This window comes from Actinacidiphila guanduensis (assembly GCF_900103985.1).
GTDB classification, from domain to species: Bacteria; Actinomycetota; Actinomycetes; order Streptomycetales; family Streptomycetaceae; genus Actinacidiphila; species Actinacidiphila guanduensis.
In genome coordinates this window covers 259,283-281,794 of the sequence record NZ_FNIE01000001.1, presented here as the reverse complement: position 1 = coordinate 281,794, position 22,512 = coordinate 259,283, and the positions used below count along the sequence as shown (strand labels likewise).

Sequence of the window (22,512 nt, the reverse complement as noted above, 5' to 3'; positions counted from 1 at the left end):
CGCGGGCGTCGGTCATCGCCTCCCCCCTCACACCAGGCCGTGCGGCAGCGGCACGGCGAGCGCGTCGACGAACAGGAACTGGGTGACCGCCCACATCACCACCGCGCTGGCCACGGCCGTCCGCCAGGCCCGCAGGGTGAGGAAGTAGGCCAGGAAGAACACCGGGACGGCGACGACGAAGCCGAACACGTAGACCGCCAGCAGCAGCCCGGCCGTCCACGCCATCGCGAGGACCACCTGGCGCGGGTTGCCGGGGGAGACCTCCAGGGCGACCGGGGCCGTGCGGGGGGCCGCCGGAAGGTCCTCCCCGGACGGCTCCGGCCCGGCCTCGGTGGCGGCGGCCTTGTCCGCGGGGTCGGCGCCATGGGTGAGCGTCCACAGCCGCGGCACCGCGTGGGCGACCAGGTGCAGGGCGCCGATCCCGGCGGCGATCCAGCCGACGAGGTTCGGGATCTGCCGCCCCTGCGGCGGGTAGTGGCTCGCCGCCCGCACATAGAGCAGCGAGCCGATGACGACGGCGAGGTCGATGAGGAGCTCGCCGGCGTGGCGGGGGCGGGGGATCGGACGGCTCATCGGTTCTCTCCGCTCTCGCCGGCGCCGCCGGACGGTGTCGTGACGGGGGACTCCCCGGCGGGCGTACCGGACGGTCCGGCCGGCTCCCCCTCGGGTGCGGCGGGTCCATCGGTGCGGCCGGGCGCGGCGGCTGCGTCCGGATCGCCCTGGCCACCGGCCGCCCCTGCCGTGCGCAGCGCCGGCGGCAGCGGGTCCCGGCGCGGGACGAGCAGCCGGAAGGCGCGCTTGAACAGCGGCCCGAACAGGCTGAGCACGGTGATCGCCACCATGACGTCGGTGAGCGGCCGCTTCAGCGCGCCCCAGCCCTGCAGTTGCGAGACCAGGTAGAGGTTGTTCTCCACCACCTTGCCGAGGATGAAGCCGATCATCGCGGCGGGCAGCGAGTACCCGAAGCGCGTCATCAGGTAGCCGACGACGCCGAAGGCCACCATCACGGTCACCTGGGCGAGTTCGTCGGCGGCCGCGAAGACGCCGAGGAAGCCGAGCGCGACCACGAAGGGCACCAGCGTGCGGCCCGGCACCTTCGCGAGCCGGGCCAGCAGCGGCGCGAGGCCGAGGCCGGTCAGGCTCGCCAGCAGGCTGCCCACACCGATCACCAGGGCCATCGCCCATACCGCGTTGACGTGGTCCTTGAGCATCGCCGGGCCCGGCACGATGCCGAGGATGGTGAATCCGCTGAGCAGCACCGCCATACCGACGCCGCCGGGCACGCCGAGCGCCACCGTGGGCAGCAGGTTGCCGGCCTCCTTGGAGATCGAGGACGCCTCGGGCGCGATGATGCCCTCCGGGGTGCCGGTGCCGAAGCGCTCGGGGTGCTTGGAGGTCTTCATCGCCTGCCCGTAGGAGATGAAGTTCGCCGCGATGCCGCCGATGCCGGGGATGATGCCGAGCACGGTGCCGAGCACCGCGGAGCGGACGGTCAGCCACGGGTGGTGGCGCAGGTCGCGCACGCCGGTGAGCACCCGGTTCCCCGGGTCCTTCGCGCCGCGGGTGCGGGCGGCGGCCTCCGCGGCCACCGGGTCGCGCCCGGCGGCGTAGATGCGGAACATCTCCGAGAGGGCGAACAGGCCGAGTGCCGCCGCCGTGATGTTGAAGCCGCTGTAGAGCGGCTGGTAGCCGCTGGTGAAGCGCTGCACGCCGGTGATCGGGTCGTAGCCGACGAACGACGTCATCAGCCCGATCGCCCCCGACAGCAGGCCCTTGGTGACCGAGGCCGCCCGCATCTGCCCGATGAGCACGATCGCCAGCACCGCCAGCGCCAGGTACTCCGAGGCGTGGAAGAGCGTGGCGAGCTTGCTCATGAACGGGATCAGCACGAAGAGCAGCGCCACCCCGATCCAGCCGCCGACCGTGGTCGCCGCCGCCGAGATGCCCAGCGCGCGGGCCGGCTGCCCGGCCCGTGTCATCGCGTAGCCGTCGAACGTGGTCGCCGCCGACTCCGGCGCGCCCGGGGTGTTGAAGAGGATCGCGGTCACCGAGCCGCTGAAGTAGATGCCGGTGTGGGCCGCGAGCAGCAGCGCCAGCGCCGGCACGATCGGCATGCCGTAGACGAACGGCAGCAGCAGCGTGAGCAGTACGGCGCCGCCGAGCCCCGGGATCGCGCCCACCAGTGTGCCCACGAGGGTGCCCACCAGGAGCATCAGCAGGGCGTAGGGGGCGAACAGCCCGGAGAAACCGGATATCAGGCCGTGGAACATGCCACCTCCTTGGGTCTGGCCACGACGCGCCCGCTCAGCCGGTCTTGAGCAGGTCGGTGAACAGCGCGCCCTGGCCGAGCGCCTTGGTGACCGCGGCGGACAGGTCGGTGGCCGACTCCGGGCCGAGGTAGAGCCCGGCCTTCTCGGCGTCCTTCTGGAAGGCCGGGTCGGCGAGCGACTTGGTGAACGCCGTGCGCAGGGCGGCAAGCCGGTCGGCGGGCACACCGGGCGGGGCGAAGAAGGCGTGGCCGAGGTCCATCACGCCGCTGAGCGCCTGCAGGGCCTGCACCGTCCGCGCGTCCAGGCCGTGCCGCTGGGCCTCCTGGATGATGGTGGGCACGTTGGGGAGCTTGGCGAAGGGCCGCGCGGAGACCAGGACGACGCTGGTGGCGTCGGACGAGATGTGCGCGATGTCGGAGGAGGACAGGGAGGCGGTGGTGCCCTCGCCGCTCATGAACGCGGCCTTCTCCTCGCTGCTGCCGGAGAAGGCGGCGACCATCTTGAAGTGCGCCTTGAAGGCGTTGTAGACGATCACCGCGGAGTTGTAGTCCGAGCTGCCCTTGCCGGTGGCCAGTGCCGAGATGGTGCCGCTGCCCGCGAGCAGCTTGTCGAAGGTCTGGTAGGGGCCCTTGGCATGGGTGGCGATGATGTGCGGGTCGTTGTCGGGCCGGCCGAGCCAGTCGACCTTCGTCATGTCGATGGTGAAGCCGGAGCTGTGGTCGATCTGGTCGAAGACGTCGCCGCCGGCGTTGGTGTCGCCGATGGTCAGCCCGTCGGCCTTGGCCTGGTAGATCGCCTGGGTGCCGATCAGCCCGCCGCCGCCGGGGGTGTTGACCACCTTGACCTGCCCGGCGCCCAGGTACTTCTTCATGTACGGGGTGATGACGCGCGCCCACTGGTCGTACCCGCCGCCGGGGCCGTAGGGGACGATGATCTGCAGGGTCTTGCCGGCGAAGAAGTTGCCGCTGCCGTCGTCGGCGGCGGAGGAGCCGCCGCTCTTGTGCGGGCCGCACGCGGCGGCGGAGCCGAGCAGGGCGATCACGGCGGCGCACGCCGCGGCGGCCCGTCGTGAGCGGATGAGGGTAGGGGACGGCATCGTCGAGGTCCTCTCGGTCGGATGGCGGTCTGCGGGCGCGACGGCAGCACGCGCCGACGCCCGGGCGATGGCACCGGGGCGCCGCAGGACGCAAAAGGTATGTCCATATGACCGATGGAACAAGACTTCGTGCACAGATGGTGTCCACTCACCTGCCGCGGCAGCGGGGGAGGAGCGGGCCGGGCGGTGAGGGGTGGTGCGGGCGGTGCGAAGTGGGGCGATGGAGGCGTGAGTTGCGCGTGCGGCCCAGGTGTGTGAGGGGCCGGGCGCACACGTGGGAGGGGGCCTGGCGCGGGGATCGGCACCGCGTCAGGCCCCCTGGTGGTGGGACCGCGTTGGGGGTGGGTGGTCAGACCGCGGGGGCCACCCGGATCTCCTCGCGGATCAGGGACTTGAGCGAGGTGCCCGGGTCGCGGGCGAGGTCGGGGTCGATGGTGGCGCCCTCGCCCAGCGCCTTGCGGACGGCCATGTAGTCGGCCGGGCTGTTGACGGCGTCGACGGCCAGCAGCCGCCCGCCGCGGTAGTACAGGACGCTGAACCGCTCGCGGTCGGGCTCGCCGCGCAGCACGTAACCGTCGTGGCCGGCCGAAAGGCCCGCGGTCTGCAGCTTCAGGTCGCCCTGGTAGGACCAGAACCAAGGCACCGTACGGGTCTGCGCCGGCCGGCCGAGCAGTGTGGCGGCCGCGGTCTGGGCCTGCGCCTGGGCGTTCTGCACCGACTCCAGTCGGACCCGGCCGCTGCCGGTGAGCGGATCGGGCCGCACCGTGCAGTCGCCGGCCGCGACCACGCCGGGGTCGCTGGTGCGCGCCTGCGCGTCCACCACGATCCCGCCCTCGCACACCAGGCCCAGTTGCTCGGCGAGTTCGGTGCGCGGGACCACCCCGGCGCCGACCAGCACCAGGTCGGCCGGGAGCAGGGTGCCGTCGCCCAGGCGCACCCCGGTGACCCGCCCGGCTGCGTCGCCCTCGAAGGCGGTGACCGCGGCGCCCAGCAGCACCTTTGTGCCGCGCCGCTCGTGCGCGGCCCGGTAGAAGCGGGAGACCACCGGCGCCACCGCGCGGGCCATCAGCCGGTCGGCGGCCTCGACCACGGTCACCGAGGGGCAGCCGAGTGCGCGGGCGGCGGCCGCGGCCTCCAGCCCGATGAAGCCGCCGCCGACCACCACGACGTGCCGGGCCGTTCCCAGCCGGTGCTTGAACTGCTCGGCGTCGGCGTGGCTGCGCAGCACACCCACCCCGTCGAGCGCGGCGCCGGGCAGGCGCAGCCGGCGCGGCCGGGCGCCCACGGTGAGCGCGAGGCGGTCGAAGGCGAGGCGGCGCCCGGCGGAGGTCACCGCGGTACCCTCGCCGCGGCCCGATCCCGGCGCGGCGAGCGCGGCTTCGGTGACGCGCTCGCCGCAGACCAGGGTGATCCCGGCGTCGGCGTAGAAGGCGGGGGTGCGCAGCAGGAGCGCGTCGGCGTCCGCGGTCCCGGTGAGGAACTCCTTGGACAGCGGCGGGCGCTGATAGGGCGGAAGAGGTTCGGCGCCCACCAGGGTGATGGGCGCGGTGTCGCCGAACTGCCGTAGGGAAACTGCCAGTTGGAGGCCGGCCTGGCTGGCGCCGACGATCAGGGTCCCATTGCTGCCCACCGCAGCTCCTCTCGACTGTCCCCGGGGGCCCGCAGGGGGCCTGAACCGTTAACGTCATACCATTAAACCATAACGATCGGATCCGTTGACGCTCTTTAGGTCGGTTGATATAACGGTTAGGCCATTGAGACTGCGGTCGGAGCCGAACCATGAGGAGAGCCGCATGAGCGACAAGAAGGGCCGGGTCTTTCTCCGGGGAATCACCTCGGAGACCTACGGGCTGAAGGAGTTCCGCCGGCAGCAGCTCGACGCGCCCCGGGTCCGGGACGACTCGGTCGTGGTGGACGACGCGAAGGTGGCCCACTCCGGCGACTCGGAGAAGTCCCGCACCTGGTGGCGGATCGGCCCCGGCGACGACCCCTTCCTCACCCAGAGCCTGCAGGTGCACTTCGTCGAACTGCCCCCGCACTCCTCCAACCACGGCCACGGCCACCAGAACGAGGCCGCCTTCTACATCCTGGAGGGCGCCGGCTACGAGATCCACGACGACCAGCGCTACGACTGGGCCAAGGACGACCTGGTGATCGTCCACACCGACTCCGTCCACCGGCACTTCAACCCCTACGACGAGACGGCCCGCTGCCTGATCTTCAAGGCCAAGTCGATGTGGATGTACCTCGGCCTGGTCCAGCAGGGCCGCAGCGCCCCGGTGGAGGACGAGGACCGCTTCGGCCCGCGCGAGGACTGGTCGCAGGTGTGGACCCCCGGCGTGGACAAGCTGCGCAAGGTCGTCAAGGTCGCCGACACCAAGTGGGAGATCACCCCGCTCGGCAAGGTCCGCACCCTGTCCGCGCCCGGCGACGACGTGCGCACCTTCAGCGTCGACGCCTTCGTGCTCGACATCCCCGCCGGCAGCCGCTCCGGCAAGCGCTGGCACATGGCCGACGAGGTGCTCTACGTCCGCTCCGGCTCCGGCTACAGCCTGCACTGGGAGGTGGAGGCCGAGATCGCCGAGAAGTACTACGCGCGGATCGCCAAGGAGCCCACCCGGCACGAGTTCAAGGCCGGCGACACCCTCTACGTGCCGCACAACACCGTCGCCCAGCACTTCTCGGCCGACGGCGAGCCGCTGGTGCTCATCTCCGCCCAGAACCGGCTGTTCAAGCAGCTCGGCTACGACCAGGTCGCCTACCTGGAGAACGCCCCCGAGTACGACGCGGCGAACTGACGCCCCGCTCCCACCTGTTCGACCGCCGTACCCGGCGGCGGCAGCGCCGCGGCGGTGCCGCCGCCGGAGCAAGGAGAGCTGATGGCACAGCAGAGCAGCGCGGCCGCGGCCGTGTGGAGCAACCCGGAGTTCGCCGCGGCGTGGCTGGCGGCCGACCCGCAGGGGCAGGGCGACCTGCTCGCCCTGCCGCGGCAGATCGCCGCCGAGGTGATCGCGGTGGAGACGCCCGAGCCGCGGCTGATCGTGGACGTGGCCGGGGGAGCGGGCAAGTTCCTCGCGGTGCTGCTGGACCGGTTCCCCGGCGCCCGCGGGATCTGGCTGGACGCCTCGCCGAGCATGCTGGAGCGGGCCAGGCTGGACCTGTCCCGGTTCGGCGACCGGGTCGACTTCCGCCCCGGCGACATGACGGCGCTGCGCGCTGCAGGCATTCCCGGCAACGTGGACGTCCTGGCCAGCTCCCGGGCCAGCCACCACCTGGACCGCGCCGAGCTGCACGGCTTCTACCGTGAGGCGGCCGGGCTGCTGGCGCCGGGCGGCTGGCTGGTCAACCTCGACCACGTGGCACCGGCCGAGGTCTGGAACCGGCGGTTCCGCACCGCCCGCAAGGCGTTCGGCGCGCCCCGCAACTCCGCGGCCACCCACCACCACGACAAGCCGCTGCCCACCGCCGAGGACCACCTCGACGGCTACCGGGTCGCGGGCGTGCCGGAGGTCGACATCGCCTGGCGGGCCTTCTACAGCTGCCTGTTCATGGGCCGCGACGGCCGCCAGGACTGACCGGACCGCCCCCCGGCCGCGACGGCCCGCCCGGCGGACCTGCCGCGCCGTTCCGGCGACGGGACACCGCGGCCGGCCGGGCGTTCAGGCCACGTTCAGGCCACGAGCCTTCCTGAAAGCGGTGGGGGCGCCCCTCACTCCCCTGGGGCGCCCCCACCGCATGTCCGGGCCCGTCCTGCGGGCGCGCCTCAGGCGTGCGCCGGGGCGGCCGGCTTGCGGGGGGCCTTGGTGTGCGGCTCGTCCAGGCACAGCCGCGAGGCGGTGCGGCTCAGATGCTCGCGCATGATGCGCTCGCCCGCCTCGATGTCGTGCGAGCGGACCGCCTCGATGAGCGCGCGGTGCTCCTCCACACCCCGCCGACCCATCTCCGGGGCGATCTTCTGCGCCTTGGTCAGCGACATCAGCAGCGGTCCGTGGAAGGAGTGGACGAGCATCTCGAAGGCCGTGTTGTGGCTGGCGGCCGCGAGACGGGTGTGGAACTCGGCGGAGAGCGCCACGTCGTAGTGCCCGGTGGACAGCGCCGCCTCCTGGCGGTCGCACACCTCCTCCAGGGCCGCGATGTCCTCGGCGTCGGCGTGCTCGCACAGCAGCGGCACCAGGCCGACCTCCAGCACGAGGCGGACCTCGGTGACGTCGGCGGCCGAGACCGAGGACAGGGTGAGCAGGTCGGTGATGCTCGCACCGACCCGGTCGCTGGTCGGCTGCGTGACGAAGGCGCCGCCGTGCGCGCCCACCCGGATCTCCACCAGGCCGCCGGCCTCCAGGACCCGCAGGGCCTCGCGCACGGTCACCCGGCTCACGCCGAACCGCTCGCACATCTCGCGCTCGGGGGGCAGGCGGTCGCCCGGGGTGAGCTTGCCCTCGTGGATGAGGGACCGCACCTGGTCGACGATCAGGGCGGAGATCCGGCGGTCGGTCACGGGGCTGAGCAGCCCGCCGGACTGCCCCTCCTCGGACCTGGCTGCCGTACGGCGAGGCGGCATGGGGGTTCCCTCCGTAGTCGTTGAGCCTCCCAGTCTACCGCCTTAGGGTATGACCAATAGGCCCAGGTTGTGCGGTGTGGACCACTCCCGCCCGGCACGACCGTATCCGATCGGCTGACGCACCGTCATCGCGGGTGCGCGCTCCCTGTGGATGACCCCAATTATGTTCTATCTATTGCAATGGTCATACCGACAGCCCACAATGAGCACTGTTTTCCAGGGGGCACCCCGCGAAAAGTGCCTGCTGGCCGGCGCTTTTCGGGGCCCTCGACAGGAGGATGACCGTATGCAAGCAGAAAGACACCGCCGGGCGGTACGGACGACCCGCCCGCCGCTGGTGGCCGCGGCCGCGCTGCTGCTGGCCGTGACCCTCACCGCCTGCGGCAGTGCCGGCCTCGGCACCGTCAGCAAGCTCGAGCCGGCCCAGCAGCCCCAGGAGCTGCTGCCGCAGGCCCGGCAGGAGGGCAAGGTCGTCTGGTACACCACCTTCGCCGACTCCGACGTCGACGACATGATCTCCGCCTTCAACAAGGCGTACCCGGGCATCAAGGTCGAGGCACTGCGCCTGAGCGCCGACAAGCTGCCCTCCCGGCTGGTCACCGAGCAGCGCGGCCGCAAGTTCAACGCGGACGTGATCTCCGCCGACTCCGAGCCGGTCTACCAGCTGATCAAGGTCAACACCCTGGTGCCCTACCAGGTGCCGCAGGCCCCGCCGCTGCCCGCGCAGCTGCGCAACCTGCCCGCCGGGTACGGCAACGCGGTCTACATCCTCACCAGCGCCATCGCCTACAACCCCTCGGGCGTCAAGGCGCAGCACCTGCAGCCGCCGACCAGCATCCAGGACCTCACCGAGCCGCAGTGGAAGGGCCGCTTCTCGATCGACCCCTCGGCGGTCAACTGGTACGAGAGCCTGATCTCGTCGATGGGCCACGACAAGGCCCTGCAGCTGGTCAAGGAACTGGGCGACAACTCGCCCCGGCTGGTGGAGAGCCACACCCAGTCGCTCACCGAGGTGCAGTCCGGCGAGCCGCTCGCCTCGGTCAACGCCTACGCCTACAAGGCGGCGTCGCTGGCGAAGAAGACCCCGACGCGGATGGCGTTCACCAACACCGACCCGCAGCCGGCCGCCGCCGCGCTCGCCGAGATCGCCCGCAACGCGCCCCACCCGGCCGCGGCCAAGCTCTTCATGGACTGGATCATGTCCGCCCAGGGCCAGGACAGCGTCGTCAAGATCACCAACCACACCTCGCTGAGCCCGTCGGCCGTCAACGACACCAGCGTCTGGAACCCGGCGAAGTGGAAGCCCGCCTGGTCGATGCCGGTGATCACCGCGGACACCTACGACCGCTACCTGGCCGAGTACCAGAAGGCACTGCACGCGGTGTGACCCCCGCCGCCCGCGCCTGCCGCACCCGCCTCCGAGCCGCCACCCCACGGGCGCTGCCCTCCGCCGCCGGGCCGCCACCCCACGGGTCCCGCCACCCGCTGCCCGCCCGCACCGCCATCCACCCGACCCGAGAACGGCCACTGCAATGAGCCTGCTCAGCCGGTCCCGCCCAGCGCCACCACCCACCCTCGCCCGCCCCCGGCCGCCCCGTTCGACCGCCGGCATCCGCGGATGGTTCCGCGACCCGCGCAACATCCTGCTCGCCCTGGTCGCCCTCGTCGTCGCCTACCTGGCGATCGTGCCCGCCGCCACCATGGCGGTCGCCTCCCTGCAGTCCCAGTTCCTGAGCACAGGACCGGTGACGTGGACCTTCCGCCACTACACCGAGACACTCGGCACCTCCGACTTCTGGACGCTGGTCGGCAACTCCTTCGCCTACGCCGGCGCCACCGCCGTCATCAGCACCGTGATCGGCTTCGGCCTGGCCTACCTGGTCTCGCGCACCGACACGCCCGCGAAGTTCTTCGCCCAGATCGCGGCCATGGTGCCGCTGATCATCCCCGGCATCCTCAACACCGTCGCCTGGGCGCTGCTGTTCGCCCCGCACACCGGCGCGCTCAACGTGCTGCTGCGCGACGTGCACCTGCCCGCCTTCGACATCTACTCGCTGGCCGGCATGGTGCTGGTGCAGTCCATGCACGTCACGCCGGTGGCCTTCCTCATGGGCACGGCCGCCTTCAGCCAGATGGACTCCTCGCTGGAGGAGGCCGCGCTCGCCTCGGGCGCCCCGCCGCTGCGGGTCTTCCGCACCATCACCGCGCGGCTGATCCGCCCGGCGATCATGTCGGCCTTCCTGCTGATGTTCGTCCAGACCATCTCCACCTTCGAGGTGCCGCAGCTGATCGGCGTGCCCGGGCGGAAGTTCGTCTTCGTCAGCAAGATCTACAACGCACTGCAGGCCTTCCCCACCGACTACGGCACCGTCGGCGTCATCGGCGTGTTCATCCTCGCCGTGGCGACGCTCGGGCTGTGGCTCTCGCGCCGGCTGAGCGGCGCGGGGGCCGCGGCACAGACCATCTCCGGCAAGGGATTCCGCCCCACCGTCACCGAACTCGGCCGCTGGCGCTGGGCCGGCCTGGCCTGCTTCGTGCTCTTCTTCGTGGTCGCGGTGGCCCTGCCGCTGCTGATGCTGGTGTGGTCCTCGCTGCTGCCGGGCTACGAGCCCCCTTCCGTCTCGGCCCTGCACCACCTGACGCTGTCCAACTACCGCGAGATCTGGCACACCCCGGGCCTGGTGGCCTCCGTGCGCAACAGCCTGATCACCGCGGTGCTGGCCGGCGCGGTCGTCACCGTGATCAGCGCGCTCGTCGCCTACATCACGGTGAAGACCAAGGCCCGCGGCCGCGGCCTGCTGGACGGCCTGGCCACCATCCCGCTCGCGGTCCCCAGCGTCGTGATGGGCGTCGGCATCCTCTACTGGTACCTGACCGCCCCCATCCCGCTGCACCTGTACGGCACCCTGACCATCCTGGTCATCGCCTTCGTCACCATCGGCCTGCCGTACGGGCTGCGCTACATCGTGCCGGGCATGGCGCAGATCAAGGACGAGCTGGAGGAGGCGGCCGCCGCGAGCGGGGCGTCCTGGCCGCGCACCTTCTGGCGGATCTACGTACCGCTGCTGGTGCCGTCGCTGGCCGCCGCCTTCCTCTACACCGTCATCGTCGCCTTCCGTGAGATCTCGGCGGCGATCTTCCTCTACACCCAGGGCACCCAAGTGGTGTCGGTGACGATCTACCAGCAGTGGTCCAACGGCAGCTACCCGATCGTGGCCGCGCTCGGCGTGGTCATCGTGGTCTTCCTCGCCGTCATCGTCGCCATCGTCCGCCTCCTCACCAGGAGATTCGGGCTGAACCGCCAGGGCTGAACCGCAGTTGAGCACTCGAAGGAGAGTCTCGTGATCGAGGTACGCGGACTGACCAAGCGCTACCCGGGCCGCACCGTGTCGCGGAACGCCGTGGACGGCATCGACCTGGACATCCCGGAGGGGAAACTGGTCACCCTGCTCGGCCCCAGCGGCTGCGGCAAGACCACCACCCTGCGGCTGATCGCCGGCCTGGAGCGCCCCGACGCCGGTGAGATCCGGATCGGCGGCCGGCTGATGTGCGCGCCGGCCGACAACGTCTACGTCGGCGTGCACCACCGGCCGATCGGGGTTGTCTTCCAGTCCTACGCGGTGTGGCCGCACATGACCGCTGTGCAGAACGTGATGTTCCCGCTCCAGTCCGGCCAGAAGAAGGTGAACCGCGCCGAGGCCCGGCGGCGCGCGATGGAGGCGCTGGAGATGGTGGGCCTGGCCGAGTTCGCCGACCGGCCCGCCCCTGCCCTGTCCGGTGGCCAGCAGCAGCGCGTCTCGCTCGCCCGCGCGCTGACCCGCGAGCCGGAGGTGCTGCTGCTGGACGAGCCGCTGAGCAACCTGGACGCCGGCCTGCGCGACCGGGTGCGCGACGAGATCCGCGCGGTGCAGCAGCGGCTCGGCATCACCACGGTGTTCGTCACGCACGACCAGGACGAGGCACTGGCCGTCTCCGACGAGGTGATCGTCATGGACCAGGGGCGCATCGTCGAGCGCGGCCAGGCGCAGGACATCTACCGCTGCCCGCGCGAGGAGTTCACCGCGCGCTTCATGGGCATCTCCAACAGCCTGCCGGGCACCGTCGAAGCCGGCGGGGGAGCGGAGGAGACCGCGGAGATCACCCTCGCGCACGGCAGGCTGCGCTGCCTGACCAGCGGGGAGACCACCGTGGGCAGCCCGGTGAACGTCTTCATCCGGCCCGAGAGCCTGGTGCTCTCCCGCAAGGACCCCTCCGGGCGGGGCTGGAAGGGCACGGTGGAGTTCAGCATCTACCACGGCGACTGCTGGGACTACCACGTCCGCGTGGGCGACACCCTGCTGCGCTCGCGCATGTACCGCGAGAAGGTCGGACTCTCCCACGGCGACCCCGTCTTCGTCGTCCCCGAGGAGGAGACAGCCATCGCCATCCCCGCGGCTTCCGCTGCCGCGAGCTGACGGTCCAGGTCTGCCCCACGGGACCGTGTGCCGCGGCAAGGCCGACGGCCCTCTTCCCGCGCACCTCCCCGCGCCCCTGAAGACCTCGCCCTTCGCGCAAGGGGCAAGGTCTTCAGGCGCGGGCGAGAATTAGACAGCTATAACTGAACAGGTTCACTTGCGCAGTCTGGACTGTCTAATTACCCTGGACTCATGCCGGAGACACCGAACCGACCCCCCGAGCCCGCACGCAGCGCGAACGGCACCGCCCTCGTGCGGATGGCACGCGGCCTGCGCCCAGGACGCCTGGGTCGCCGCGGCGGCGCGGCCACCCCCGCGGACGCGTTCGACCGCCGCCTGCTGGCCCCGATGATGCTCGGGTCGGTGCTCAACCCGGTCAACTCCTCGATCATCTCCGTCTCGCTGGTGCCCATCGGTGCCGCCTTCGGGGCGCCGCCCTCCGGCACCGCGTGGCTGATCTCCGCGCTGTACCTGGCCACCGCCATCGGGCAGCCCGTGGTGGGGCGGCTCATCGACCTGTTCGGGCCGCGCCGCCTCTTCCTGATCGGCACCGCCCTGACCGGCGTGGCCGGTGTCATCGGCATGCTCGCGCCCAATCTGGGCACCCTGATCGCCGCCCGCGTCATCCTCGGCTTCGGCACCTGCGCCGGCTACCCCGCCTCGATGTACCTGATCCGCAGCGAGGCCCGCCGCACCGGCCACCAGAGCCCGGCCGGCGTGCTCACCGCGCTCGCGGTCACCAACCAGACCATTGCCGTCATCGGCCCGAGCCTGGGCGGCGTGCTGATCGCCGTCGGCGGCTGGCGGGCCACCTTGGCGGTCAACATCCCGCTGGCGGTGGCCGGGATACTGCTCGGCCTGCTCCGGCTGCCCCGTACGGCGCCCCCACGTCCCGACGGCGGCCGGCGCGCCGCCGTGGCCGGCCTCGACCTGCCGGGCATGGGCCTGTTCGCGGCCATGCTGGTCAGCCTGCTGCTCTTCCTGATGCACCCGCACGCGGCCGCCTGGTACCTGCCGGTGATCACCGTGGCCGCGGGCGCCGCCTTCACCTGGCGCGAATTGCGCGCCGAGCGCGCCTTCATCGACCTTCGGGTCCTCGGCGGCAACCGCCCGCTGCTGCTCACCTACGCCCGCGCGCTGCTCGCCTACGTGGTCTCCTACGCGCTGCTCTACGGCTTCACCCAGTGGGCCGAGGAGGGCCGCGGCCTGTCCGCCTCGCAGGCCGGACTCGTCCAGCTCCCACTGTTCGCCACGGCGATCCTCGTCTCCACGACCACCGGGCGGCGCCCGGAGATCCGCGGCAAGCTCATCGTCGGCGCCACCGGCCAGCTCGCCGCGGGCGCGCTGATGCTGGCGCTCGCGCCCCGCAGCCCGATCCTGCTGCTGCTCGCCGTCACCTTCCTCTTCGGCATCCCGCAGGGCCTGAACAGCCTCGCGCTGCAGAACGCCGTCTACCACCAGGCCGACGCCGAGCGGATGGGCTCCTCGGCCGGACTGCTGCGCACTTTCGGCTACCTGGGCGCCATCGTGGCCTCGGCGGCCAACGGCGCCGTCTTCCCGCACCGGGCCGACACCCCGGGCCTGCACCACCTGACCCTCTTCCTGCTCGGGGTCTCCGCGCTGTTCCTGGTGCTCACCCTCGCCGACCGCTCGCTGGGCCGGATCGGCGCCGAGGCGGCCGAGGAGGGCAAGCAGGCCGAGCCCGTGAGCCGCTGAACTCCCCTGCCTGGTCACCGCGGCCGCCGCGTCTGCCGCGCCCGCCCGTACCGGTCGATCCCTACCGACTGTCGCACCCGTAACCGCCGGCAGGCGGTGCGGCGTTCACTCCTGCGCGTAGAGCTCCGCGATGTCCGCGACCGTCAGGTGCTCCATCGCCTCGCGGGTCGTGGCCGCCACCGGCATCTCCCTGTGCGCGGCGCGGGCCATCAGCAGGGCGTTGGCGAGGTCCTTGCGGTGCCAGGTCAGCCGCATCAGGTGCATCTCGGCGAGCGTGCGGCTGGCCGCTGGGCCGTCCAGCAGGGCGGCGCGCAGCTTGGTGGGGGAGACGCCCAGGTCGCGGCCGAGCCGCAGCGCCTCCACGATCGCCGCCAACTGGCCCCAGTGGCAGAGGTTGTTGACGGTCTTGCCGACCTGACCCGAGCCAAGGGGGCCCAGGTGGTGGACCGTCCGGGTCCAGGGCGCCAACTCCGGTGCGATCGCGGCGAGTACGTCCTCGTCGCCGCCGACCAGGAGGTTCAGCTCGCCCGCCTCGGCCGCGCGCACCCCGCCGGTGAGCGCGGCGTCCAGCACCTCCACCCCCAACGGCCGGGCCAGCGCGGCGACATCGCGGCAGGTGTCGGGGGTGACGGAGGCGCAGATCAGCAGGACGGTGCCGGGGCGCGCGGCCGACAGCACGCCGTCCTCGGGGGAGCACACCGAGAGCACGTCCTGGTCGGAGGGCACCACCACGGCCACCACCCCGCATGCGGCGGCCAGTTCGGCGACCGAGCCGGCGGGCCGCACGCCGTCCGCGGCGAGCGCGTCACGGGTGGCGTGGTCGGTGTCGTAGGCAAGTGTGGGCACCCCCGCGCGGGCGAGGTGCACGGCGGCGGGCCGTCCCATCGCGCCGAGCCCGATCACGCCCACCGTATGGAAGGGGCGCCCCAACGACGCCGCCCCGTCCGCCTGTTGACCTTCGACCGCTGCCGCCATGGCCGCCCACCGCCCGTCGCTCGATCCGGCATTCCGTGCGTCCCGACAGGCTAGCTTATGGTCATACCATTCACAATGGACGCCGTCGGATGAAGAATCCCGTCCGACTCCTTGACGCGCGCCCGCCCCCACTTGACACTGCCTATCGGACCGGAGCACCCCCGATCCGCAGAGTGAGAGCGTTCTCTGCATCACCAATCAAAGGTAAAGCGAGGGTACCGGTCCAGGAAACAACGGCATTACGCGCGATCCACCCCCACAATCCCGCGCCGACCCGGTGTTCACTTCGTGAACGCCGGGCGAGAGGACCCCACGCATGCGCAGAACTTCCCCCGCACCGCCCGCAGTTGCCGCCCCGGCGGCATCCCCCGCCCGCCGGACCGGTACCCGCCGCCGGGGCGCCGCCGCCGTGCTCGGCGTCCTCGCCGTGCTGCTCGCGGGCCTGGCCGCGCTGACCGGGACCGCCGGCTCCGCCGTCGCGGACTCCTCGGACTACACCCAGTCCGCCACCCAGACCAGCAGCACCCAGGCGCAGCTGACGTTCACACCCACCAGCCCGTCCAGCTACGTCATCGTCCACTACCTGGTGAACGGGACCGGCCAGCAGAACGTCCAGATGGCCGCCGCCGGCTCCTCGTGGACCTACACCGTCGGCGGGCTGTCCAACGGCACCGTGCTGACGTACTCGTTCACATACACCAAGAACGGGCCGCAGTACGACACCCCGCAGTTCACCTACACCCAGGGCGGGGGCGGCACCACACCACCGCCAGGCACTGTGGCCACCCCCACCTTCAGCCCGGCCGGCGGCACCTTCAGCACCGCGCAGACCGTCACCATCTCCGACGCCACCTCCGGCGCGGCCATCCACTACACCACCAACGGCTCCACACCGACCGCGAGTTCGGCCACCTACAGCAGCGCGCTGACCATCTCGGCCACCACCACGGTCAAGGCCATCGCGGTGAAGTCCGGCTCCACCGACTCCGCCGTCGCCAGCGCCACCTTCACCATCGGGACCACCCCCGCGGCCTGCCCCGCGCAGTCCGACACCCCCGACTTCGGGCCGAACGTCCACATCTTCGACCCGTCCATGGGCAACGCCGCCATCCAGTCCCAACTGGACGCGCAGTTCAACCAGATGAAGGACACCCAGACCGCGCAGTTCAGCGAGAACCGGGTGGCCGACCTCTTCAAGCCCGGCACCTACAACGTCGAGGACAACGTCGGCTTCTACACCTCGGTGGCCGGCCTCGGCCAGAACCCCGACGACGTCACCATCAACGGCGACGTCACCGTGGACGCCTTCAACGCCTCCGACGCGGGCAACGCCACCCAGAACTTCTGGCGCTCCGCGGAGAACCTGGCGATCAACCCCTCCAGCGGCACCGACCGCTGGGCCGTCGCCCAGGCCGCGCCCTTCCGCCGGATCGACGTCCACGGCGGCCTCGCGCTCTACCCGGCCAGCTACGGCTACGCCAGCGGCGGCTTCATCGCGGACACCAAGGTCAGCGGCCAGGCCGCCTCGGTCTCCCAGCAGCAGTGGTACACCCGCGACAGCACGCTGGGCAGCTGGGCCGGCGGCGTGTGGAACATGGTCTTCTCCGGCGTCAACGGCGCCCCGGCGAACACCTTCCCCAACCCGCCGGAGACCACCCTGGCCACCACCCCCGTCTCCCGCGACGTCCCGTACCTGTACGTGGACAGCACCGGCAAGTACCGGGTCTTCCTGCCCTCGCTGCGCACCAACTCCTCCGGCCCCAGCTGGGCGAACGGCAGCACCCCCGGCACCTCCCTGCCGATGAGCGCGTTCTACGTGGTCAAGGCCGGCGACACGGCCGCCACCATCAACGCCGCGCTCGCCGAGGGCTGCAACCTCTTCGTCACCCCGGGCGTCTACCACCTGAACCAGACGCTCAACATCACCAAGCCCGACACCACCGTGCTCGGCATCGGCTACCCGACCTTCGTCCCGGACAACGGCGTCAACGCCATGCAGGTCGCCGACGTCAGCGGGGTCCGGCTGAAGGGCCTGCTCTTCGACGCCGGCACCACCAACTCCCAGGCGCTGCTGACCGTCGGCCCCTCGGGCTCCTCGGCCGACCACTCCGCCGACCCGACGACGATCCAGGACGTCTTCTTCCGGATCGCCGGCAAGGCCACCGACAGCCTCGTGGTCAACAGCAACAACACGATCATCGACCACATCTGGGCCTGGCGCGCCGACCACGGCAACAGCGGCACCGTCGGCTGGACCACCAACACCGCCGACAACGGCCTGACCGTCAACGGCAACAACGTCCTGGCCGACGGCCTCTTCGTCGAGCACTACCAGAAGTACGAAGTCGTCTGGAACGGCCAGAACGGCAAGACGATCTTCTTCCAGAACGAGAACCCCTACGACCCGCCCAACCAGGCGGCCTGGAAGAACCCGGCAGGCCAGAACGGCTACGCGGCCTACAAGGTGGGCGACAACGTCACCACCCACGAGGCCTGGGGCCTGGGCAGCTACTGCTACTTCAACGTCAACCCGGCCGTGAACAACTACCACGCCTTCGAGGTACCGAACACCTCCGGCGTGAAGTTCCACGACGTGCTGACCGTCTCGCTCGGCGGCGTGGGCACCATCACCCACGTCATCAACGACACCGGGGCCGTCACCGCGTCGAACACGACCCCGAGCAACGTCACCTCCTATCCGTAAGGGGATGATCCGCCCGGTAAGGAGATGATCCGCGCCTTCCCGTAAGGAGGTTCCGCGAGGGCCCGCTGCTCCCGTGAGCAGCCCGCCTCCCGCGGGGAGCCCTACCGCACAGCACCACCCCGTGCCCGGGGGCCGGTCCGCCGGTCCCCGGGCACCCGCGTGTTCCGCTCGCGTCCCGGTGCGGTCCTGCCGCGCACCCGCAGCCCCGCGGGTGTATCCATGAAGGGTGCGCTGGAAGCCCCACGGCGGCAGTGGCGGCCGGGCCCGGCAGCAGAACCGGGGCCTGGTCTGGGTGCCCTTGGCGCTGATCGTGGTGATCACCCTCGCGGACATCTTCTCGCCGGCGAACATCCACCTCGGACCCCTCCTCGTGGTCGCCCCCGCGCTCACCGCGTCCTTCGGCGGCTCCCGGCTCACCGCGCTGATCGGCCTGCTCGCCGTGGGCGCCCTGCTGGCGATCTCCGAGATCCGCAGCAGCATCACCACCTCCAACCACGAGACGCAGCTCATCGCGCTCGTCCTCGTCTCCGGTTTCACCGTCGTCTTCACCCGCGTGCGCGAACGGCACAGCGCCGAGCTCAGACAGGTGCGCACCGTGGCCGAGACCGCACAGCAGGTGGTGCTCCAGCCACTGCCCGAGACGATGGGCCCGGTCCGGATCGCCTTCACCTACCAGGCAGCCGCCGACCAGGCCCGCATCGGCGGCGACCTCTACGCGGCCGTGCGCACCCCCGAGGGCACCCGGCTGCTCATCGGCGACGTACGCGGCAAGGGCCTGGCCGCCGTGGACGACGCCGCCCTGCTCCTGGGCGCCTTCCGCAGCGCGGCCCACCGCGGGCTGTCGCTCCCGGCCCTGTTCGCCGAGCTGGAGGCCATCGTGTGGTGGGGCCTGTCCCAGCCGGCCAGGGACGACGAGGAGGCAGGCGAGGCGTTCATCACCGCCGCCCTGGTCGACGTCCCCGACCACGGCTCCGAGGTGCACATCCTCAACCGCGGGCACCCGCCGCCACTGCGGCTCAGCCGCGGCCGGGTCACCGCCCTCGACCCGGGGGAGTCCGCCCCGCCGCTGGGCGTCTGCCCGCCGAGGACCACGCCGGCCCGCGTCGACAGCCACCCCTTCGGCCCCGGTGACCTGCTGCTCCTCTACACCGACGGCGCCACCGAGGCCCGCGACGACTCCGGCGCCTTCTACCCGCTCGCCGATCGCGTCGCCGCCTTCCCCGGCCTCCAGGGCCCGCGCGACCTGGTCGAGCACGTCCGCGAGGACCTGCACGCGTACACCGGCGGCCTGCTGGGCGACGACGCGGCGCTGGTCGCGGTCGCCCGCCGGCCGCGGGAGGAGGATGCGGCGGGCACGGGCGTGCGGGAGCTGCCGGCCGACGCGGGTCCGCGGGCGGGTGCGCAGCCGGCGGAGGAGGAGCGGGAGCCCGAGCCCGAGCCGAAGGGGTGGGCCGCCCGGCACGCGGCGCCGACGCGGGGGCTGCGCGATCCGGGCTGAGGGGGCCGGGGGTGGGGTGGTGCGAGCTGACGGACCTGGTACGGGGCTGACGCGGTTCGGGCCTCGGCGGATCGGGCTGTCACGGGCCGCGATGAGGTGGCCGGCCGCTTCCTTCGGCGCCGTTGTCAGTGGCTCGTAGTAGACATGGGGGTGCGGGCCGTGTCCGGGCGGCGCGCGGACCTGGAGGCGACGGGGGAGCGGTGATGGTGGAGCGGCACGGGGGAGCGGACCCCGAGGTGGAGAGGCTGCTGCGCTGGCTGGAGGGCCAGCGGCGGCACGTCCTGGGCGCGATCGAGGGGCTGGACGAGGAGGCGCTGCACCGGCGGGTGCTGCCCTCGGGGTGGAACTGCGTGGGCCTGCTCCAGCACCTCGCCCTCGACGTCGAGCGGTTCTGGTTCCGCGCGGTGCTGCCCGGCGACGCGGAGGTCATAGCGGGCTTCGACACCATCGAGGACGCGTGGCAGGTGCCGGCGGACACACCCTCGGCCCAGGTGCTGGCCGGCTACCGCCGCGAGTGCGCCCTGGCCGACGCGGCCGTCATAGCCGCCGGCTCCGCGGACGCTCCCCTCGCCTGGTGGCCCCCCGCGTTCGGCGACCCTCACCTGCACACGCTGCGGGACGTGCTCCTCCACGTGATCACGGAGACGTCCTGCCACGCGGGTCACCTGGACGCGGTGCGGGAGCAGATGGACGGGAAGCAGTGGCTGGTGCTGACGTGAGGGCGGTGGGCCGGGTCTGAGGGGCGCCGGCGCCTGGGCAGGTGCGGCCGGGTGCGGTCGGGTGCGGTCGTACGACGGGCGGGTGGTCCGGTGCGGGCGGTTCGGAGCGGGCCTGTTCGGAGCGGCGGCTCGTCGGCGCTCGTGTGTACCTGGCGCCTGCGCGGCCCCTTCGGCATGCTGTGCAACGCCGCCGACGAGCCGCTGGGCCCGGCCAGTCAGGTCGGGGGCCCGGCACGGGTCAGCTCTTGGCCGCTCGCGCGTCGATCTCGGCGCGCTCCGGCATCGAGGCTGCCGCGCCCTCGCGTTCCACGGACAGGGCGGCCGCCGCGCTCGCCCAGGTCAGGGCGTCCGGCATGGGGCGGTTCTCGGCCAGGGCCACCGCCAGGGCGCCCGCGAACGTGTCGCCGGCCGCGGTGGTGTCGACGGCTGCCGCCGCCGGGGCGGGCACGGTCAGCGGTTCCTTGCCGCGCGCTGCCCACAGGCAGCCCTTCGCACCCAGGGTGACCACGACGTCCGGTACGGCGTCCAGCAGGGCGCGGGCCGCCGTGTGCGGGTCGGCGCGGCCGGTCAAAGCCTCGGCCTCGTGCTCGTTGGGCAGCAACAGGTCGGTGGCGGCGAGGAGTTCGTCCGGCAGCGGCACCACCGGCGCCGGGGTGAGGACCGTACGGACGCCGTGGCGCCGGGCGGCCAGCGCGCCCGCGAGCACGCCCGCGAGCGGGAGTTCGAGCTGGAGCAGCAGTGTGTCCGCGGCGGCGACGGCGTGCAGGTCGGCGTCCGCCAGTTCGGTCACCGTACCGTTGGCGCCGGGGACGACCACGATGGCGTTGCCGCCGTCGCCGTCCACCACGATGTGGGCGGTGCCGCTCGCACCCGGCACCGTCCGCAGCCGCGCGGTGTCGACGCCCGCGCTGTCGAGGGCGCCGCGCAGCCGGGGCCCGAAGTCGTCGTCGCCGACGGCACCCAGCATCACCACGGCCCCGCCCGCGCGGGCCGCGGCGATCGCCTGATTGGCCCCCTTGCCGCCGGCCCCGGTCCGGAACGCCTCGCCGGTGACGGTCTCCCCCCGCGCGGGCGCACGCCGGGTGTAGGCGACCAGATCCATGTTGGCGCTGCCGAGCACGGCGATCCTGGCACGAGGCCGAGGCGGGACGGGCATATGGGGCTCCTGGGGTGGGGGTGCGGCTCCAGGGTAGGGGTGGGCGGGGGTTGGGGCCGGGGGAGCCGTTGTTCTTACGGGCGCCGCCGGGGGTGGCCGTCTTTTGTGTTCGGTGACCATTTCCCCCTTTTTTGAGACGCCCTTCCGCCTCCGGGCGCTGGAGTCACTGTCGACAGTCGATCATGCTCGGTTTCCTCGTTCCTCGGAAACCTGCGCGTGTTCTCCTTTTCGACAGCGACGCGCCCTTCGGCTCCAGGGCTTTTCACCTCCCGCTGCTCCATGCTCACGGGCACCCCCGCCGGGGACCCTCACACTCAACGGCACCCCCACCAGGAACCCTCCCGCTCATGGGCACCCCGCCGGAACCCTTCGTGGTCGTGGGTTTCTCTAGGTGGCGAGGAGGGGGCGGTCGGGGCGGCAGATGTCGCAGGGGACCGTGTCGGGGCGGCGGAGGGCGGCGCGGGCTTCTTCGGTGCCGGCGGGGTGGGAGACGTCGTGGACCGCGTGGCAGGTGCCGCGGTGGACGATGCGGGCCGGGCCCGGGGCGCGGCCGATGTAGACGGGCTCCTCGATGCGCCACTTCGGGGCGACGCCGTGCCGCTTGGTGGGGACGGCGTCGTACGGCTGTCCGGGGACGGGTTCGCACAGGGTGGCGGGCACGCGGAAGTCGACGGGCGCGGGGTGCGTCTGCAACTGGCCGCGGATGTCGATCTGCGAGGGCAGGTGGATGCGCAGGTCGTACCACCAGGTGCCGTCCCGCTCCCGGCGCCGCCCGCGCACCACGGCGTACACCCGTTGCCCGTCCGGCAGCCTCACCCCCACCAGCGGCCCGTCGGCCTGCGGCAGCTTCTCACCCTCGCTCACTGTTCTATTTTAGTTCGATTCCCTTCGTCCCTGCTCACCGAGCCCTTGGCCGGGCACCGGGAGGCGGGGATGATGGCGGGGTGGCGGTCAGTGAACGCGTGGCGCGGCGGGTGCGGCGCGACTTCCCCGAACCGGGCTCCGCGCCGGAGATCCTGCGGATACTCGGCGAACTCCCCGAGATCGCGGGGTCCAGTGGCGCGATGTTCGGCAGCGAGCGGCTGCACGCGGCGATCGTCCTGTCCGCCCGGGGCAGCTTCAGTCGCTTCCGCGCTGCCGTCCGGCTTGCCGTGGAGGACTGGCGCGACTCCCTCGTGGGAGCCGACCTGGCCGACGAGGACTGGCCGACCCGCCTCGACACGGAGTTCGGCCCCGTGAAGCCCCCTGCCCCTCCGCCTCCGCCTGAGTAGGAAGGGAGCGCCGGCCGTCACCGGGTTCGCCGGACACCGGACGAAGCCCGCTGCGCCAGTCACCCGCTTTCCCGCTCTGTGACGGTCGAGCCGAC

General features: G+C 72.2%; 18 protein-coding genes. 10 read left to right on the top strand and 8 right to left on the bottom strand.

Annotation, left to right across the window (positions count from 1 at the left end):
• Nucleotides 1-27 precede the first annotated feature (27 nt).
• The 4 genes from BLR33_RS01310 to BLR33_RS01295 form a co-directional block, all read right to left on the bottom strand.
• Nucleotides 28-573, bottom strand: a complete 546-nt coding sequence (locus tag BLR33_RS01310) for a tripartite tricarboxylate transporter TctB family protein (RefSeq protein ID WP_093782342.1) — start codon at nucleotides 571-573, stop codon at nucleotides 28-30.
• On the bottom strand, nucleotides 570-2,270 hold the full coding sequence (locus BLR33_RS01305; RefSeq protein ID WP_093782341.1) for a tripartite tricarboxylate transporter permease: 1,701 nt from the start codon (nucleotides 2,268-2,270) through the stop codon (nucleotides 570-572). Before BLR33_RS01305 ends, BLR33_RS01310 begins: the two co-directional genes overlap by 4 nt.
• Nucleotides 2,271-2,304: 34 nt before the next feature.
• Entirely contained in the window at nucleotides 2,305-3,366 is a 1,062-nt protein-coding gene (locus BLR33_RS01300; RefSeq protein WP_093782340.1) for a Bug family tripartite tricarboxylate transporter substrate binding protein, read from the bottom strand.
• Between the two features lie 349 nt (nucleotides 3,367-3,715).
• Nucleotides 3,716-4,996, bottom strand: a complete 1,281-nt coding sequence (locus BLR33_RS01295; protein ID WP_093782339.1) for an NAD(P)/FAD-dependent oxidoreductase — start codon at nucleotides 4,994-4,996, stop codon at nucleotides 3,716-3,718.
• A gap of 163 nt (nucleotides 4,997-5,159) precedes the next feature.
• Between BLR33_RS01295 and BLR33_RS01290 the strand changes: the two genes are divergently transcribed.
• A complete protein-coding gene (locus tag BLR33_RS01290) occupies nucleotides 5,160-6,164 on the top strand; it encodes a cupin domain-containing protein (protein ID WP_093782338.1) in 1,005 nt (334 codons plus the stop codon).
• A gap of 81 nt (nucleotides 6,165-6,245) precedes the next feature.
• Nucleotides 6,246-6,941 carry a class I SAM-dependent methyltransferase gene (locus BLR33_RS01285; protein ID WP_093782337.1) on the top strand — a complete coding sequence of 232 codons (696 nt, stop codon included), beginning with the start codon at nucleotides 6,246-6,248 and terminating at the stop codon, nucleotides 6,939-6,941.
• 188 nt (nucleotides 6,942-7,129) lie between these two features.
• Here the strand turns inward: BLR33_RS01285 and BLR33_RS01280 are convergent, their stop codons facing one another.
• Nucleotides 7,130-7,924: a FadR/GntR family transcriptional regulator gene (locus BLR33_RS01280; RefSeq protein WP_093782336.1), complete on the bottom strand. Its 795-nt coding sequence runs from the start codon at nucleotides 7,922-7,924 to the stop codon at nucleotides 7,130-7,132.
• Nucleotides 7,925-8,210: 286 nt separating this feature from the next.
• Between BLR33_RS01280 and BLR33_RS01275 the strand changes: the two genes are divergently transcribed.
• The 4 genes from BLR33_RS01275 (at nucleotide 8,211) to BLR33_RS01255 (ending at nucleotide 14,094) form a co-directional block, all read left to right on the top strand.
• Nucleotides 8,211-9,311 (top strand): ABC transporter substrate-binding protein, encoded by a 1,101-nt coding sequence (locus BLR33_RS01275; RefSeq protein WP_176930066.1) that lies wholly within the window; start codon nucleotides 8,211-8,213, stop codon nucleotides 9,309-9,311.
• 145 nt (nucleotides 9,312-9,456) lie between these two features.
• Nucleotides 9,457-11,235 carry an ABC transporter permease gene (locus tag BLR33_RS01265; RefSeq protein ID WP_093782333.1) on the top strand — a complete coding sequence of 593 codons (1,779 nt, stop codon included), beginning with the start codon at nucleotides 9,457-9,459 and terminating at the stop codon, nucleotides 11,233-11,235.
• Nucleotides 11,236-11,265: 30 nt separating this feature from the next.
• Entirely contained in the window at nucleotides 11,266-12,378 is a 1,113-nt protein-coding gene (locus BLR33_RS01260; protein ID WP_093782332.1) for an ABC transporter ATP-binding protein, read from the top strand.
• Nucleotides 12,379-12,636: 258 nt separating this feature from the next.
• Entirely contained in the window at nucleotides 12,637-14,094 is a 1,458-nt protein-coding gene (locus tag BLR33_RS01255) for an MFS transporter (protein WP_093782706.1), read from the top strand.
• 105 nt (nucleotides 14,095-14,199) lie between these two features.
• On the opposite strand, the gene BLR33_RS01250 is transcribed toward BLR33_RS01255, so the two are convergent.
• The gene (locus BLR33_RS01250; protein WP_176930065.1) at nucleotides 14,200-15,069 is read right to left on the bottom strand and encodes an NAD(P)-dependent oxidoreductase; all 870 of its coding nucleotides are present in this window, start codon (nucleotides 15,067-15,069) and stop codon (nucleotides 14,200-14,202) included.
• Between the two features lie 316 nt (nucleotides 15,070-15,385).
• Between BLR33_RS01250 and BLR33_RS01245 the strand changes: the two genes are divergently transcribed.
• The 3 genes from BLR33_RS01245 to BLR33_RS01235 all read left to right on the top strand — a co-directional run bounded on the left by BLR33_RS01245 (nucleotide 15,386) and on the right by BLR33_RS01235 (nucleotide 19,990).
• Nucleotides 15,386-17,773 carry a chitobiase/beta-hexosaminidase C-terminal domain-containing protein gene (locus BLR33_RS01245; protein WP_093782330.1) on the top strand — a complete coding sequence of 796 codons (2,388 nt, stop codon included), beginning with the start codon at nucleotides 15,386-15,388 and terminating at the stop codon, nucleotides 17,771-17,773.
• A gap of 226 nt (nucleotides 17,774-17,999) precedes the next feature.
• Nucleotides 18,000-19,271: a PP2C family protein-serine/threonine phosphatase gene (locus BLR33_RS01240; RefSeq protein ID WP_245771067.1), complete on the top strand. Its 1,272-nt coding sequence runs from the start codon at nucleotides 18,000-18,002 to the stop codon at nucleotides 19,269-19,271.
• A gap of 203 nt (nucleotides 19,272-19,474) precedes the next feature.
• Complete coding sequence (locus BLR33_RS01235) at nucleotides 19,475-19,990, top strand: DinB family protein (protein ID WP_093782329.1); 516 nt, start codon at nucleotides 19,475-19,477, stop codon at nucleotides 19,988-19,990.
• A gap of 238 nt (nucleotides 19,991-20,228) precedes the next feature.
• Here the strand turns inward: BLR33_RS01235 and BLR33_RS01230 are convergent, their stop codons facing one another.
• Both BLR33_RS01230 and BLR33_RS01225 read right to left on the bottom strand, forming a co-directional pair.
• Nucleotides 20,229-21,146 (bottom strand): PfkB family carbohydrate kinase, encoded by a 918-nt coding sequence (locus tag BLR33_RS01230; RefSeq protein ID WP_093782328.1) that lies wholly within the window; start codon nucleotides 21,144-21,146, stop codon nucleotides 20,229-20,231.
• Between the two features lie 387 nt (nucleotides 21,147-21,533).
• The gene (locus BLR33_RS01225; RefSeq protein ID WP_093782327.1) at nucleotides 21,534-22,010 is read right to left on the bottom strand and encodes a DUF6233 domain-containing protein; all 477 of its coding nucleotides are present in this window, start codon (nucleotides 22,008-22,010) and stop codon (nucleotides 21,534-21,536) included.
• Between the two features lie 80 nt (nucleotides 22,011-22,090).
• Here BLR33_RS01225 and BLR33_RS01220 point away from each other — a divergent pair, with 80 nt between their 5' ends.
• Nucleotides 22,091-22,417 carry a hypothetical protein gene (locus tag BLR33_RS01220; protein WP_093782326.1) on the top strand — a complete coding sequence of 109 codons (327 nt, stop codon included), beginning with the start codon at nucleotides 22,091-22,093 and terminating at the stop codon, nucleotides 22,415-22,417.
• Nucleotides 22,418-22,512 lie beyond the last annotated feature (95 nt).

What these genes read in the sequence shown, in the direction of transcription:
- BLR33_RS01310 (WP_093782342.1), bottom strand. Translation starts at nt 573, where the DNA reads ATGAGCCGTCCGATCCCCCGCCCCCGCCACGCCGGCGAGCTCCTCATC.
- BLR33_RS01305 (WP_093782341.1), bottom strand. Translation starts at nt 2,270, where the DNA reads ATGTTCCACGGCCTGATATCCGGTTTCTCCGGGCTGTTCGCCCCCTAC.
- BLR33_RS01300 (WP_093782340.1), bottom strand. Translation starts at nt 3,366, where the DNA reads ATGCCGTCCCCTACCCTCATCCGCTCACGACGGGCCGCCGCGGCGTGC.
- BLR33_RS01290 (WP_093782338.1), top strand. Translation starts at nt 5,160, where the DNA reads ATGAGCGACAAGAAGGGCCGGGTCTTTCTCCGGGGAATCACCTCGGAG.
- BLR33_RS01285 (WP_093782337.1), top strand. Translation starts at nt 6,246, where the DNA reads ATGGCACAGCAGAGCAGCGCGGCCGCGGCCGTGTGGAGCAACCCGGAG.
- BLR33_RS01280 (WP_093782336.1), bottom strand. Translation starts at nt 7,924, where the DNA reads ATGCCGCCTCGCCGTACGGCAGCCAGGTCCGAGGAGGGGCAGTCCGGC.
- BLR33_RS01275 (WP_176930066.1), top strand. Translation starts at nt 8,211, where the DNA reads ATGCAAGCAGAAAGACACCGCCGGGCGGTACGGACGACCCGCCCGCCG.
- BLR33_RS01265 (WP_093782333.1), top strand. Translation starts at nt 9,457, where the DNA reads ATGAGCCTGCTCAGCCGGTCCCGCCCAGCGCCACCACCCACCCTCGCC.
- BLR33_RS01255 (WP_093782706.1), top strand. Translation starts at nt 12,637, where the DNA reads ATGGCACGCGGCCTGCGCCCAGGACGCCTGGGTCGCCGCGGCGGCGCG.
- BLR33_RS01250 (WP_176930065.1), bottom strand. Translation starts at nt 15,069, where the DNA reads ATGGCGGCAGCGGTCGAAGGTCAACAGGCGGACGGGGCGGCGTCGTTG.
- BLR33_RS01245 (WP_093782330.1), top strand. Translation starts at nt 15,386, where the DNA reads ATGCGCAGAACTTCCCCCGCACCGCCCGCAGTTGCCGCCCCGGCGGCA.
- BLR33_RS01235 (WP_093782329.1), top strand. Translation starts at nt 19,475, where the DNA reads ATGGTGGAGCGGCACGGGGGAGCGGACCCCGAGGTGGAGAGGCTGCTG.
- BLR33_RS01230 (WP_093782328.1), bottom strand. Translation starts at nt 21,146, where the DNA reads ATGCCCGTCCCGCCTCGGCCTCGTGCCAGGATCGCCGTGCTCGGCAGC.